The following is a 13,131-nucleotide window of genomic DNA, read 5'->3' on the forward strand; positions in this document are numbered from 1 at the left end:
TGCCGTGCCTGCCGCCCGGCCGCGTCAGGGCGTTTCGATGAGTCCCGCCGAAATCGCCTTGACGACCGCCTGGACCTTGTTCGTCGCGCCGAGCTTCTCGAGGATGTTGTTGACGTGGAAGTTGACCGTCCGCTCCGAGATGCTGAGGATCTGGCCGATCTCGCAGGCGGTCTTGCCTTCGGCGGTCCAGCACAGCACCTCGCGCTCGCGTGCGGTCAGCGTGACCCGCGCCTCGGGCGACAGCTTCGGCACCATGAAGCGGCTCATCAGCGAATGCGACAGGTTCGCCAGCCAGTTCGTCTGCAGCGTCAGCATGTTGATCTCGGCGGGCGTCAGCGGATCGGCGTGGCGCGCGATGCTGAGCAGCCCGAATGCGCCGCGCGCCGCCCAGCTCGACTGCGCGACGCCGACCGACAGCCCGCAATCGCGCGCGTCCCGCCAGAGCGGGCACGGCTCGATCTTGTCGACGTCCGGCCAGACGATCATGTTCGTGCTCATCGCGCCGTCGCGGACCGTCGAATCGATCTCGATATAGTTCTGCGCCTGGTAGTGCGCCATCCAGCCGTCCGGATAGGTATCGAAGATCGCGACGGCCGGCTTCGACACGGGCAGCGGCACGCGGATGCCGTAGCTGCAATATTCGAAGCCGAGCCGCCTCGAATAGGCGGCGATCCGCTGGAAGAGCTGCTGCTCGTCTTCCGCGGCGCTGAATTGATCGTAGGCATCCTGCCAGCGCAGTTCCATTGGTTCTCCGACAACGTCACGCTGTCATACTTGTCAGGTTTCAGCGCCCGTTCGGTGCTGATACATTCCACGCATGACTTCCCCCTTGCTTCACCCGGCCGCCGGCCCGTCTCCGGACGGCTACGTGCGCCTGCCCGCAAGCGCACTGGCCGGGCTTGCGCTCGACCATGTCGCGAGCGGCCTCGACGCATCGCTGCTGGCCGAACTGCGCGACAACGCGATCGACGCACGCGTCGCCGGCTACACGGAATGGCAGCGGCCGGCCAGCCCCGGCGTCGCCTACGTAACCGTCGGCTGGGACTGGTACCTCGAACGCGCTACGGGCGCGTTCATGCTGGCGGGCCACGACGTCCGCAGCAACCTGATGGCCATCGACGCCACCGGCGCCGACATCGGCATGTCCGGCACCGCCGCCGCGCTCGCAGCGCGGCTTGCGCACCTCGACTGGGCCGCCGCGGTCGCATCGGCCATCCTCGGGCACGACGCCGCCCATCATGCCGGCCCGACGCTTCAGTGACAACTGCCGGCCGCGCATTCCTCTGACATTTCCGCATGGCTGGCGCTCTTTATAAGCAAAACCGGCCCGGTTTTCAATCCCGCCGGTCAGGAACGCGTTACCGTCTGCCAAGCAGCGGCCCCGCGTTCGTACCCTGTAAGAGTTGCCAGTTACGGCCCGGTCGGAACGCGCGCTGTAATGCATGCATACCAAGGCCAGATCCGAGGACACCATGCAGACCTTCGTTCACGAGGGCGGGCGGTTGCCACCCGAACATGCGGCGGAACTCGGGCGCTACCGACGCCGCGTGTTCGTCGAGCAGCTCGGCTGGGCGCTCCCGGCGGCGAACGATGGTGTCGAACGCGACCAGTTCGATCGCGACGATACGGTCTACGTGTCCGCGCGCAGCGGCGGCGGTCGGATGTGCGGATGCGCGCGCCTGCTGCCGACGACGCGCCCGTATCTGCTGATGTCGCTGTTCGCGGACCTGATCGCGGCCGACATGCCGCTGCCGCAGTCGGCTGCCGTATGGGAACTGTCGCGGTTCGCCGCGACCGGCGACGAAAACGGCGCGGACCGCGCGGAATGGGCGGTGCGTCCGATGCTGGCGGCGGTCGTGTCGTGCGCGGCGCAGCTCGGCGCGCGGCAGTTGATCGGCGTGACGTTCGCGAGCTTGGAGCGGCTCTTTCGCCGGATCGGCATACACGCGCACCGCGCCGGCCCGCCGAAACAGGTGGATGGACGTCTGGTGGTCGCGTGCTGGATCGACATCGATCCGCAAACGTTTGCAGCACTTGGAATCGAGCCGGGATTGGCTGCCCGGCCGGCCATCGCCGCCTGAACCGGAACGCGCGTATTCCGGCGGGCGGCATCGTAACGAAGGAGAAACAACGTGGACCAGCCTCAGGTCTTTCGCGCGATGATGCCCGGCTTGACGAGCGCCGACGGCGCGCGCATCGCGATCGCCTATCCGTCGTATGCCCGGCCGCTGCCGCTCGCTCGGCTCGACCGGCGCGGGCTGGTGTTCCGCGCCGCCGGCGCGGCGCCGCTCGTCTGCGGGCTGCCGCGCGCGGCGACTTTGCTGGTCGCGGACGAGCCGCTTTGCGCGCTGCGCGTCGTGATCCGCGACGTCGCGCCGACCGGCGACGGCCGGCACGACCTGACGATGCAGCCGTCCGGCGCCGCCGGCGACGAATTGCTGTGGCACGCGCTGCGCGACCGCGCGCCTTACGGACGGATCCAGCGTCCGCTCGCACCGGTCGATACGACGGTACTCGCGCCGGACAGCGAGCCGTACGCCGCGCCTGGCGACGCCGCTCGCCCGTCGCGCAGCGCGGCGTTCCGGCTGCAGTCCCGTGGCGATGCACTGTTCTTCGCGGACTGGATCGAATATCACTTCGACGAACTGCGTGCGCTGTCGCAACGGCATGGGCCGCAGTTGCAGCTCAACGAGCTCGAACGGCAGGTTTCCGACGACGAGGTCGACGTGCGCTTCGTGTACGACATCCACGGGCATGCGACGCGGCATGTGCTGAACGACTGCGCGCGCGAGGCCTGCGCGTGGATCGAGACGGAGATGCGCGACAAATTCGCGCTGCCGGTCGCGCAGGGGCGATTCGGCGGCGGGCATCCGGCGCATGCGCGAACCGCCGGTGGGTAGCGGGACAGGCTTGCAGCGGACGGATGGCGGGACTGCCGTTGCTGCGGCACTGCATCTTGTTGCATCGATACAACAGGCGACTCGACCGATACAACAAAGGGTTGCTTCTTACAGGGTTTTCCCTTAAATTAACACCTGTCTCCTCCATGTCTCCAAACATGGATTCGGCCCGCTCACGTAGCGGGCTTTTTTATTGTCCGTACGATCCGTCGAACCACCGACGCTAGAGGCGCGCAGCCATGCCCGCCGCGTGTTTCTGCCACCAGTACAGCGCCGCGATCAGCGCGACGCACGCGACGAATACCAGCCGCCCGCGCCAACGTCCCTCTTTCGTGGCCGGCGCCCCCGAAAAGCCGGCACTGCCGCCCATCGCGGCCACCAGGATCTCGAACGCCAGCATCGCCACGATCATCATGCCCTTGGATACCGCGCCGAAGATACGCGCCAGCGCGGTCGACCAGCGGGACTGGCGGTAAGGTCCGGAAACCGGACGACGCAGATCGGGTTCGCTCATTGTTGTCTCTCGCAAGGCGGGACGTCGGCAAAGCCGGCCTCCAACGACACCACCGCCGATCACGGCTATCAGGCGCGCACGTCTTCGAATGTGCGAGCGACTGGATCACGCTTGTGCCGGGACGTCGCGGCAACGCGGCTCGTTGATGTGAAACCGAAGCCGACCACGACAATACTCACACGATAGCCGCGCCCGCAAGCGTCCACGCGCGTCCCTCGTCGAAGTATCCGCGGCGAAGGTTCACGCGGGTCGGGCGGGATACCGGTTTCCCAGCTATCAACCCGGACCGTCGCTGGCGGCAGCGAGCAGCGGCACGATCAGATCGCTGATCGGCGTCGAAATGCCATGCGAACGTCCGTAGCGCTGCACCACCCCATTCCGGCAGTCCCATTCGAGGGGGCGATTGCCCTGCCGGTCCGCCAGGATCGACGTGCCCAAATCGGATGGGAGACGCTGGAATCCGTCGACGATCTCGCGAGGCACTTCATCGCCGAGCGTCGCCCCCGCCGCACGCGCAACCTCGAGACATTCCCGCAGGTAGGCCAGTGACAGTTCGGCGATGTCGCTTCGCGAGAACATGCCGACGCGGCGACCGGTCAGCACCATGAGTCCCGCCACCGCATTCTGCAAGAGCTTGCGCCATGCGAGCGAGATGAAATCCTGCGCAACCTCGACCGAGCATCGCGTGCCGTGCAACGCCGAGACCACCACGTCGCTCGTCGGCGTATCGGGCAGGGTGAGCCGAGGCTCGCCGCGCAGCCACACGGAAGCGCCCGATTCGCGTTGCGCAGGAAACCAGACCACCGATGGCACGACCGCAGCGTCGGCCGCATACGGTGCAAACGCGGCTTTTTGCTCGACGCCATTTTGCAGCACGCAAACAACGGTCTTCGCATCGCACAGCGCGGCGATCCAGGGTGCCGCGCTGGCCACCTGCGTCGACTTGACCGCCACGAACACAAGATCGAACCGCTCCTTGACCGCTTGCGGATCGGTCAGTACGGGGCCAGGCACGACGATCTCGCCGCCGTCGAAGCGCAGCGCGAGCTGCGCGTGCGCCGAGCGGCCGCAGATCAGCGGCGTGCGGCCGGCCTCATGAAGGGCCGCGGCCACGGTCGTTCCGATTGCTCCCGGGCCGACAATGGCGACGCGCGGGTAGTCAGACTTCGTCATGGTGTTCGTCCTGTTGAGCCATCGGCCAGAAGATGCGGGCGCAATGCGAGCGCGAGCGGAAAGATCGCCAGGGCGGTCAACGCGGTGGCGTACGTGGCGCCCTGCACACCGATCCCGTCGCCCAGCAAACCGTAGAGCACCGGCGATATCGAGCCCGATGCGATCGTCCCGGTGTAGAAAATCGCGAACGAGCGCTCGGTGCGCTCGGGCGCGGACAGTTCCGGAACGGTTCCGTACAGCACGGAGGACGTGCCGTTGAGCATCATGCCGAGAATCGGCAACAGCACCATGGTAAGCGACAACGGGAGATACATCACCGCGACGATGCACGCAGCGGTCCCGCCTTCCGTGAGCAGCACCGTGCTCACCACCCCCATGCGTGCACCGAGCCAGCCGCACACGAACTTGCCGGCCGCACCGCCGATGAAAACGAGCGCGAGAGCCGTCCCCACCAGTGGAGGCGAAATGCCCTTTGCGTTGAGCAGGAAAGGCAGAAAGGTAAGCAGTCCCATGCGTACGGCCGTATCGAGCACGCCAATCGAGAACAGCGCGGAGAATCCGCTTCCGCCGGTGCCGCTGTGTCGAGCGGACGCTTGCCCTGTTGCCGTCGCGCTTGCGGCGCCCCGCGGCACTGACGGAAACCGCAGCGCGACGACCGCGGCAACGACGCAGCCGAACCCGGAGACGATCCATAGCGCGTGACGCCATGGCATCACGGTCACGAGCAGCGAAATGGCTGCCGGCAACGCGGATTTCCCCAGATCACCGGAAAAGTTGTAGATGCCCAGCGGCCCTCTCGCGTCACGCCCGTAGGTGCGGGAGATGGCGCCCGATGCGATCGGATGCTGCGTGCTGGATCCCCCGCCCGAAATCGCCAGCGCCACGCACAGACCGACCAGGCCGCCCGAGATGCCCGCGATCGCATAGCCGAGCGCAGCGAGCAGCGTGCCAACGGCGAGCGTGGCGCGACTGCCCAGACGTTGTGCGAGACGCCCGGCAGGCAGTTGCAGCGCCGCCATCGTGCCGGCATAGACGCCGCGCAGGATGGCCAGCGCCGCAAAGTCGAGTCCGAACTCCGACTGCCACACGGGTAGCAGCGCATAAATCATGTCCGTATAGCCGTCGTGGAGGGCGTGCGCAACACACGACAGCCACAGCACGCGCGGCCGCGACGGCGCAGTCTCCCGCATGGCGGGAAGGGAAAAAACCGGCAAGCTCATCGTGATTCCCTCCATACACGTGGCCAGCGGAAGCCGCTCGCAGTGCGGCCTTCAGGCTCGACGTGTCGATTCTATGGTCGAGATGCCGGCCATTTCAATTGAGCTAAAATCGCGTCAACCGAGAAAAAAAGTCACGTCATGAGCGACAGCCAGGGTACTGTGAAAATCCGGGACGCGTTGCCTCCACTCAATGCGCTGCGCGCTTTCGACGCGGTCGCGAGGCACGGCAGCTTCGCGGGCGCTGCGGTGGAACTGCATGTCACCCACTGGGCCGTCGGAAAGCAGATCAGGTTGCTGGAGGACTGGTTCGGCCGGCCGTTGTTCGACCGTCGTCCGCGCGGCGTCGTGCTGACCGACGAAGGGGCCGCCCTGCTGAACGACGTCAGCAACGCGTTCGAGCGCCTCGGTACCGCGGCGGTGCGGCTGCGCCACAACACCGTGCCGCACCGGATTTCGGGCATCGTGCGCGTGAATGTGCCGATGAGCTTTGCGCTGTGCTGGCTGCTGCCGCGGCTTGCCGACTTCCATTCGCGATACCCCGACATCGACGTGCGCGTGTCGACGACCTCGCGCAAGCTGCGCTATGTCGCCGATGCTTTCGATATCGGCGTTCGGTCCGGTCCCGAGGAAAGCGCGAGTATCATATCGCGCCCGTTGATGCCCGACCTGCGCGCGCCCACGTGCAATCCCGCGTTGCTGCGGCGGCAGCCGATACAGAGCGTCGCCGACCTGCGCCATCACACCCTGCTGCATTCGGCCACGACACGCTCAGCGTGGGCGCACTGGTTGAAGGAAGCGGGCGCTTCCGGTCTGCGTCCGGCGCGCCATGTCGAATTCGATCACGTGAATCTCCAGCTCGGCGCGGCCATCGAGGGCCTCGGCGTCGCCCTGGCATCGCTGCCGCTGATCAGGCGCGATCTCGCCGAGGGGCGCCTCGTGTGTCCGATCGCATCGCCTGTCTGGCGCGCCGACGATTACATGCTCGTGACGAACGGCGATCGCGCCGACGATGCCGCGGTGTCCGCGTTCGAGCAATGGATGGAAAGCATGGCGAGCCCGGAAGCCGGCTAGGTCGCAGGCCAGGCCGGGCGACCCGACCTTCAGGCTTACGCGCTGACGCTACGGCTCCGCGCATGAAACTCCGCCGCGTGAACAGGCTGGTTGGCCTTCTTGAAGGAAGGACAATTGGCGCGGGTTTTCTGCACAACACAAAAACCTACGCCGAGGCGGCACATTCGGACGGGCGCAGACAAGCGTCGATACAGCACGCCAGGGACAGGAAATTCCGGCGTTTTCGTTTTAATTCATCGAATTGCGGAATTTCCCCGGACCTTCGTGACCCCGTCCCGGACACGGCTGAATTTACCGCTATTCGTTTTCTTCGAAGTAGTGCCCGAACTTCACCTGCTTCGTGCGGATATAGCGCTCGTTCTCCTCGCGCACCGGCACCGCCAGCGCCACCCGCTCGCACACCGGGATGCCGTGCTTCACGAGCGTGTCGAATTTCTTCGGATTGTTGCTCATCAGGCGCACCGACGTCACGCCGAGGATCCGGAGGATCGCCGCGGCCGAATCGTATTCGCGCGCATCGTCGGGCAGCCCGAGGTCGAGATTCGCCTCGACGGTGTCGCGCCCCTGCTCCTGCAGCGCGTACGCGCGGATCTTGTTGCTCAGGCCGATGCCACGCCCTTCATGGCCGCGCAGATACAGCAGCACGCCGCGGTCTTCGGCCGCGATGTAGCGCAGCGCCAGATCCAGCTGCTCGCCGCAGTCGCAGCGGTACGAGCCGAACACGTCGCCGGTCAGACATTCGGAATGCAGCCGCGTCAGCACGGACTGCTCGCCGGACACATCGCCCATCACGAGCGCAAGGTGTTCGGCATCGCTGCCCGATACGCGGAAGGCGTACGACGTGAACGTGCCGTAGCGCGTGGGCAGCGACGCGGTAGCGACGAGCGTCACGCACTCGTCGGCCTGGCCATTGCCCGGCGTGGGCGATTGGGGACGCGAAGACATCATGAATTCAATCGAAACGAACGGTATGTAGGAATTTTCTGGATAGTGCGTGACCGGAGTTTACCGCTAATCTGGAAACGTCATGCGACTGCCACCGCCTGCCCGGCTATACTGGTTCCATCGGGTGACGCGCATCACGCCCTGCCTTTCCAGCATTGTCCCGCACACGGAGAAAGCGAATGAGCACGACTGTCGCGCAGATTCTCAAGGCCAAGCCGGACTCCGGCCGCACCATCTATACCGTCACGAAGGCCGACCTCGTCTACGACGCCATCAAGCTGATGGCGGAAAAAGGCATCGGCGCGTTGCTGGTCGTGGACGGCGACGACATCGCGGGCATCGTCACCGAGCGCGATTACGCGCGCAAGGTCGTGCTGCAGGACCGGTCGTCGAAAGCCACCCGCGTCGAGGAAATCATGACGGCCAAGGTGCGCTACGTCGAACCGTCGCAAACCACCGATGAATGCATGGCGCTGATGACCGAGCACCGGATGCGCCACCTGCCCGTGCTCGACGACGGCAAGCTGGTCGGCCTCATCTCGATCGGCGACCTCGTGAAAAGCGTGATTGCCGATCAGCAGTTCACGATCAGCCAGCTCGAACACTACATCCACGGCACGCCTGCAGTTACGTCCGCCTGACCGCCCCCAGCAAAAAAGGCCCAAACGCGCGAGCGTCTGGGCTGAAAGCCGCCGGAATGCGGCGACGGAGGTTCTGCTCCTGCGGGCGAACGACGCGCGCGGATCGCGCGCGTCTCGTCGGTCGAATGGTGCGCTCGGGCAGACCCGGGGGATGTTCAGTTACCGAAATACACGGAGTTCACGGGATTCGGCGCTTCGCGCGTCATGCGGCGGCCCGATTGTTCGGCGCCCGTCGCCACCGCACCATAGCCGCTCGTATCGGCATGGGCGAGCATCGGCTGGTTCGGCTGGATCCGCTGTTCGGCCGCCTGGATGTCGCTCGGGTATTGCGAATCGCTCGCCAGCGGCTTGTAGCCGTTCTGTTCGAGCTGCACGAGTTCGGCCTTGACCTGATCGCGAGTCAAGCCCTGTTCGGACTGTGCGAACGATGCAACCGGGGTCGCGATAACGGTAGCGGCAATCGCTGCGTAGATAATCGACTTCATGATTTACCTCCGGAATATGTTCTGTTTTGGCATCGCCTCCGGCAGAACTGTCTGAAGCGAATGAAACCAGTTTAGTACCCGAAAAACCAAGGGGAAACCCTTGGTTTGAACATACAGCGTTGCGATTTTGGAAAATATCGGCCGGTAATCGCCGACACATCTCCACGCACTTGCTTCATCAGCACAACAATCCATGACGGAACGCTGACAGCGCAGTCGCCCGTTCGGAAGGTTGTGTTGTAGAATCGAAAGGTTTTGTTCATCAGCCGATATTTACCCGCCATGCACGCGCTCACGCCCTTTTCGGTTTCGCTGTCCGGCCCGGCCGGCGCGCGCCCGTGCAACGGCCATCCGGCGCACCCTCTCGCTCGACGCACGGCCCAGGCGCCGCTCGACCCTGCCCGGCGCCTGATCTGACCGCGCGGTCTCCACCCGGAGCCGGTCAGACAGGCTCCGGGCGATCCCATAGGCACGTCACGCCTGCCCCTGCCGATCATTTGGAGAACTGCCATGAAACAACGTCTTTACCAGCTGACCGAACTCGACGTCGCTCGTCTCGAGAAGCACGCCGAACACAACCCGCGCTTTCAGACGATGCTCGACACGCTGCTCGAACGCGCCGACATCGTCCGACCGGACGCGATCAAGGCAAACGTCGTCACGATGAACTCGCAGATCACGCTGCTCGATGAAACGACCCGGGAACAGGCGACCTGGACAATTGTTTATCCGGACGCCGCCAATCTCGAGCTGGGGCGCCTGAACGTCTTCTCGCCGGTCGGGATGGCGCTGCTGGGCACGCAGCGCGGCCAGTTGGTGAAGGTGATGCAGCCGAGCGGCGCGGAAAAGTTGATGAAGGTCGCGGAAATCGTGTTCCAGCCGGAAGCGAACGGCGAATACACGCGCTGACACCACCGCGGCCGGCATCGCGCCACCCGCAGCCGCCAAACAAAAAGCGAGGCAAAGACCTCGCTTTTTTGCGTCCGGACGGCGCGAACGTCCGCCGGATCCAGCCTGTCGCATTCGGCAGGCGAAAAAAAGGCGCCCGAAGGCGCCTTTTTCGATGCTGCGAAGCGGGTTACCCCGCCGTCACGCTTAGAAGCGGTGACGCAGACCAACCGTTGCTGCGGTTTGGTTGATCGACGAGCTCGATGCCGTGCCCAGATCGCCGTTGTAGATCGATGCGTTCAGGCCGCTACCACGTTGGTACACTGCTTGAGCGTACACGTCGGTGCGCTTCGACAGAGCGTAGTCAGCCTGCACACCAACTTGGTGGAAGTGCGCGCTGTTCACACCGTCGATCACGTTCGCCAGGCGAGCGTTCGTGTACGTATAAGCAACACCCAGACCCAGAGCCGGCGTCAGGTTGTACTTTGCGTTGACTTCGTAGTTGTCTGCGCGGATCGACTGACCAGCAACAACCGTGTTGTCGACGCGCGATTGCGTCCATGCTGCGCCAACTTGCGCCGGGCCGAATGCGTAGCCAACTGCTGCACCGAACGTGCGCAGACGTTGCTGGTTGCCCAGAACTGCTGCGTAGCTACCTGCGTCAGCGCCCGTAGCGTTGTTGTTCGGGTTGTTCGCTTGCGAGTATGCTGCACCCAGCTTCAGACCTTGGAACTGGTACGAAGCACCGCCGCTGTATGCGCGGTTGTTGCCGAAGTTCGCGTCGTTCGAGAACGAGTACGTGCCGCCGAATTGCAGGCCAGCGTAGTTCGCGCTCGTGAACTTGATCGAGTTGTTAGCCGCGAAGCCGCCGTTCGTGCTCAGGTTGTCGTTGTTGAACGGGTGAGCGAAGTACGTGCCGCCCCAGCTGCCCGTTGCGGTCAGCGGTGCCAGGTAGTCCTGGACCGAGTCGTACTGACGGCCCAGCGTGACCGTGCCGTACTGGCTCGACAGACCGACGAATGCTTGACGGTTGAACATGCCGCCGTTGTTAGCCAGACGGCCGTTGCCGATGCCGAAGCCGCTTTCCAACGTGAAGATTGCCTTCAGGCCGCCGCCGAGGTCTTCCGAACCACGCAGGCCGAAACGGCTTTGGTCGATGCCCGAGCCCATCGACCACAGCGACTTGCTGGCGACGTTGCTTTGATAGGTGATGCCTGCGTCCAGCACGCCGTACAGCGTGACGCTGCTTTGCGCGTGAGCGACGGTTGCGAACGATGCTGCAGCTGCTGCAACGATCAGAGTCTTGTTCATTCGTGGAGCTCCCTTCTAAAAAGAGGCAGGTCTCGCGACCTTGTTTCATAAACGGTCTCAACCGCCCGGGAGCGCCATCGATCCTGCTGGCTGCGCCCGGATAGTTGCCCGTTTGGGAACCGTGAGTTTAGGGGTGTACCCTAGGGGAGCGATCCGCAAATAAAGAAATAAGCTTTTCCAGAACTAGAAATAATGAAAGTGGGGCCGCGTTATAAGTATTTGTTTTGTCGGCTTTTTTTGACTTCTTGACGGCAGCTTTTTGGCATCATTCATCCCACCATTCTTTCATGTCATCGTCTTGACGGTTGCATAGAAACAACAGACGGATCCCGCCAAACCCCACGAAATCGGTAACTTTTACCCAAACAAATCTCAAATACAGGGTGCCGGCCGCTAAAACACGTCGGCCGACCGATAAACATCCGATCCGGTCCCCGCCATATCCGCCGCGTGGACCTCGGGAAACGAAACAATCGGCCCGCGCGGCGCCGTCCGCGTGACACGCCGTAACAGCCTTAACCGGGCGCGTAACCCGACCGGCGGACTGGCAGGTTAATGTAAGGTCACTCGACATCAGAACAGGACATGCAATGAATCGACGCTCGTTGTTGCGCGCCCTCGGATTGACCGCGGTCTTCGCCAGCGCCGGCGGCTGGCTGCGTACGGCCTCCGCCCAGCCCGCGCCGCCGGGCCGCCGGCCGCCCGATCCGCATCGCCGGCCCGGCAAGCCGCCTCATTCGAACCGCCCCGGTTTCGGGCCGCCGCCGCCGCGGCACGACCGCCGTCCGCCGCCGCCGCGAGCGCATGGCTATCTGTGGACCGACGGCTACTGGCGCTGGCAGCACGGCCGCTATATATGGGTGCCCGGCCGCTGGGTCGCACGGCGCCCCGGTCATCGCTGGATTCCGGGCTACTGGCGCCGCCAGGGGCACGTGTGGGTCTACGTCGACGGTTACTGGCGATAGACGGTCGATCGCGTGGGCCGGCGCCGGGGGCGGAGACACCGCGCACCGGCCGGCGCGCGGTCCCGTGGCGTGCGGCGGTAAAACAGGAGGCTGCGCGAGGGCTGCCGGCCCGCGTCGCGATCGGCGACGGATCCGGCCAGCGCCGAAGCATCGCTTCCCGACGCAGACTGTTCCGGTGCCGATACGGAAGCCGCTTCGCTCGGACAGATGGACTCGCGTTAATTGCCCCGCCTTTCGCGAATCGCTTGCTCGCCCGACAATCGCTGCCGCGTAATCGCAAGCGCACCTGCTCGAGTCGCCTCCGTCTCAGCTTGTTCGTCCAGCGACGGCCCACGGTACGCCCCCCATCCGTCATCCAGGCCCATCATGCATCGCAGGTCGGCATGATGAAATGCGTCCGGGCGTCCGCTTCCGCAAAATGCTTTGGACAACAAAGCTGAATCGATGCCGCCACGAACAGTCGTGCCGATCCGGCGCGACGTCTCCTGCACATCGACCAACGACCGACCCGCCCGCTCAACGACCGCCCCCGTCCTGCATTCGCGCATGGCGTCGCGCGGCACAGATCGCGCGGTGATGATCGTCGGCCCAGCGGATCATCGCCTGCATCGGCGTCATGAACGAGCGCCCGAGATCGGTCAGCGCGTATTCGACGCGCGGCGGCACTTCGGCGTACAGCGTGCGGCTGACGAAACCATCCTGCTCCAGTCGCTTGAGCGTACGCGACAGCATCTGGTTCGACACGTCGCCGATTGCGCGGCCAAGCTCGTTGAATCGCATCGTTCCGCCGGACAGCGCTTCGAGCACGAGCAGGCTCCACTGGTCGCCGATGCGGTCGAGCACATCGCGAATCGGACAAGGCTGATCGAGTTCGACGGCGTCGTCGGCGGACGGAAGCGGCATGACGGGATTCTCTTTCACGGGCAACACACGGTCATCGCGGCGTGACCTGTTCACACCGCGATGACTTCTTGTGACGGGTTCGCGGCAACTGTACCATTCGAGCCACCCGACGCCC

15 protein-coding genes are annotated in these 13,131 nt (G+C 64.7%); 7 read left to right on the forward strand and 8 right to left on the reverse strand.

The annotated features are described in order from the left end of the window. Positions 1 to 24 precede the first annotated feature (24 nt). Positions 25 to 744, reverse strand: coding sequence for an autoinducer binding domain-containing protein (locus tag BST28156_RS19035; RefSeq protein ID WP_174903078.1), 720 nt, complete (start codon positions 742 to 744; stop codon positions 25 to 27). Between the two features lie 73 nt (positions 745 to 817). On the opposite strand from BST28156_RS19035, the gene BST28156_RS19040 reads away from it, so the two are divergent. The 3 genes from BST28156_RS19040 (at position 818) to BST28156_RS19050 (ending at position 2,900) form a co-directional block, all read left to right on the forward strand. Next, positions 818 to 1,261: a DUF4902 domain-containing protein gene (locus tag BST28156_RS19040; RefSeq protein WP_174903079.1), complete on the forward strand. Its 444-nt coding sequence runs from the start codon at positions 818 to 820 to the stop codon at positions 1,259 to 1,261. 211 nt (positions 1,262 to 1,472) lie between these two features. Continuing rightward, the gene (locus BST28156_RS19045) at positions 1,473 to 2,081 is read left to right on the forward strand and encodes an acyl-homoserine-lactone synthase (protein WP_174903080.1); all 609 of its coding nucleotides are present in this window, start codon (positions 1,473 to 1,475) and stop codon (positions 2,079 to 2,081) included. Positions 2,082 to 2,132: 51 nt separating this feature from the next. Beyond that, on the forward strand, positions 2,133 to 2,900 hold the full coding sequence (locus BST28156_RS19050; RefSeq protein WP_060236856.1) for a hypothetical protein: 768 nt from the start codon (positions 2,133 to 2,135) through the stop codon (positions 2,898 to 2,900). Between the two features lie 223 nt (positions 2,901 to 3,123). Here BST28156_RS19050 and BST28156_RS19055 read toward each other — a convergent pair whose 3' ends face one another. The 3 genes from BST28156_RS19055 to BST28156_RS19065 all read right to left on the reverse strand — a co-directional run bounded on the left by BST28156_RS19055 (position 3,124) and on the right by BST28156_RS19065 (position 5,807). After that, the gene (locus BST28156_RS19055; RefSeq protein WP_174903081.1) at positions 3,124 to 3,414 is read right to left on the reverse strand and encodes a hypothetical protein; all 291 of its coding nucleotides are present in this window, start codon (positions 3,412 to 3,414) and stop codon (positions 3,124 to 3,126) included. 276 nt (positions 3,415 to 3,690) lie between these two features. Next, positions 3,691 to 4,587: an oxidoreductase gene (locus BST28156_RS19060; protein ID WP_174903082.1), complete on the reverse strand. Its 897-nt coding sequence runs from the start codon at positions 4,585 to 4,587 to the stop codon at positions 3,691 to 3,693. Further along, on the reverse strand, positions 4,584 to 5,807 hold the full coding sequence (locus BST28156_RS19065) for an MFS transporter (protein ID WP_174903083.1): 1,224 nt from the start codon (positions 5,805 to 5,807) through the stop codon (positions 4,584 to 4,586). The genes BST28156_RS19060 and BST28156_RS19065 overlap by 4 nt, the downstream gene beginning before the upstream one ends. Before the next feature lie 138 nt (positions 5,808 to 5,945). Between BST28156_RS19065 and BST28156_RS19070 the strand changes: the two genes are divergently transcribed. Then, entirely contained in the window at positions 5,946 to 6,878 is a 933-nt protein-coding gene (locus BST28156_RS19070) for a LysR substrate-binding domain-containing protein (protein ID WP_174903084.1), read from the forward strand. Between the two features lie 297 nt (positions 6,879 to 7,175). Here the strand turns inward: BST28156_RS19070 and ribA are convergent, their stop codons facing one another. Next, on the reverse strand, positions 7,176 to 7,826 hold the full coding sequence (gene ribA, locus BST28156_RS19075) for a GTP cyclohydrolase II (protein WP_060236834.1): 651 nt from the start codon (positions 7,824 to 7,826) through the stop codon (positions 7,176 to 7,178). A 176-nt stretch (positions 7,827 to 8,002) separates the two neighbouring features. Here ribA and BST28156_RS19080 point away from each other — a divergent pair, with 176 nt between their 5' ends. Then, entirely contained in the window at positions 8,003 to 8,464 is a 462-nt protein-coding gene (locus BST28156_RS19080) for a CBS domain-containing protein (RefSeq protein ID WP_060236831.1), read from the forward strand. Positions 8,465 to 8,619: 155 nt separating this feature from the next. On the opposite strand, the gene BST28156_RS19085 is transcribed toward BST28156_RS19080, so the two are convergent. Next, positions 8,620 to 8,949: a DUF4148 domain-containing protein gene (locus BST28156_RS19085; protein WP_174903085.1), complete on the reverse strand. Its 330-nt coding sequence runs from the start codon at positions 8,947 to 8,949 to the stop codon at positions 8,620 to 8,622. A 510-nt stretch (positions 8,950 to 9,459) separates the two neighbouring features. On the opposite strand from BST28156_RS19085, the gene BST28156_RS19090 reads away from it, so the two are divergent. Next, positions 9,460 to 9,858, forward strand: a complete 399-nt coding sequence (locus tag BST28156_RS19090) for a GreA/GreB family elongation factor (protein ID WP_174903086.1) — start codon at positions 9,460 to 9,462, stop codon at positions 9,856 to 9,858. Positions 9,859 to 10,044: 186 nt separating this feature from the next. Here the strand turns inward: BST28156_RS19090 and BST28156_RS19095 are convergent, their stop codons facing one another. Then, positions 10,045 to 11,148, reverse strand: a complete 1,104-nt coding sequence (locus BST28156_RS19095; protein ID WP_174903087.1) for a porin — start codon at positions 11,146 to 11,148, stop codon at positions 10,045 to 10,047. A gap of 590 nt (positions 11,149 to 11,738) precedes the next feature. Here BST28156_RS19095 and BST28156_RS19100 point away from each other — a divergent pair. Continuing rightward, complete coding sequence (locus tag BST28156_RS19100) at positions 11,739 to 12,113, forward strand: YXWGXW repeat-containing protein (protein ID WP_060236821.1); 375 nt, start codon at positions 11,739 to 11,741, stop codon at positions 12,111 to 12,113. A 516-nt stretch (positions 12,114 to 12,629) separates the two neighbouring features. Here BST28156_RS19100 and BST28156_RS19105 read toward each other — a convergent pair. After that, positions 12,630 to 13,016 carry a winged helix-turn-helix transcriptional regulator gene (locus tag BST28156_RS19105; RefSeq protein ID WP_060236816.1) on the reverse strand — a complete coding sequence of 129 codons (387 nt, stop codon included), beginning with the start codon at positions 13,014 to 13,016 and terminating at the stop codon, positions 12,630 to 12,632. Positions 13,017 to 13,131 lie beyond the last annotated feature (115 nt).

Origin of the sequence: Burkholderia pseudomultivorans (assembly GCF_902499075.1) — a bacterium.
GTDB classification, from domain to species: Bacteria; Pseudomonadota; Gammaproteobacteria; order Burkholderiales; family Burkholderiaceae; genus Burkholderia; species Burkholderia pseudomultivorans.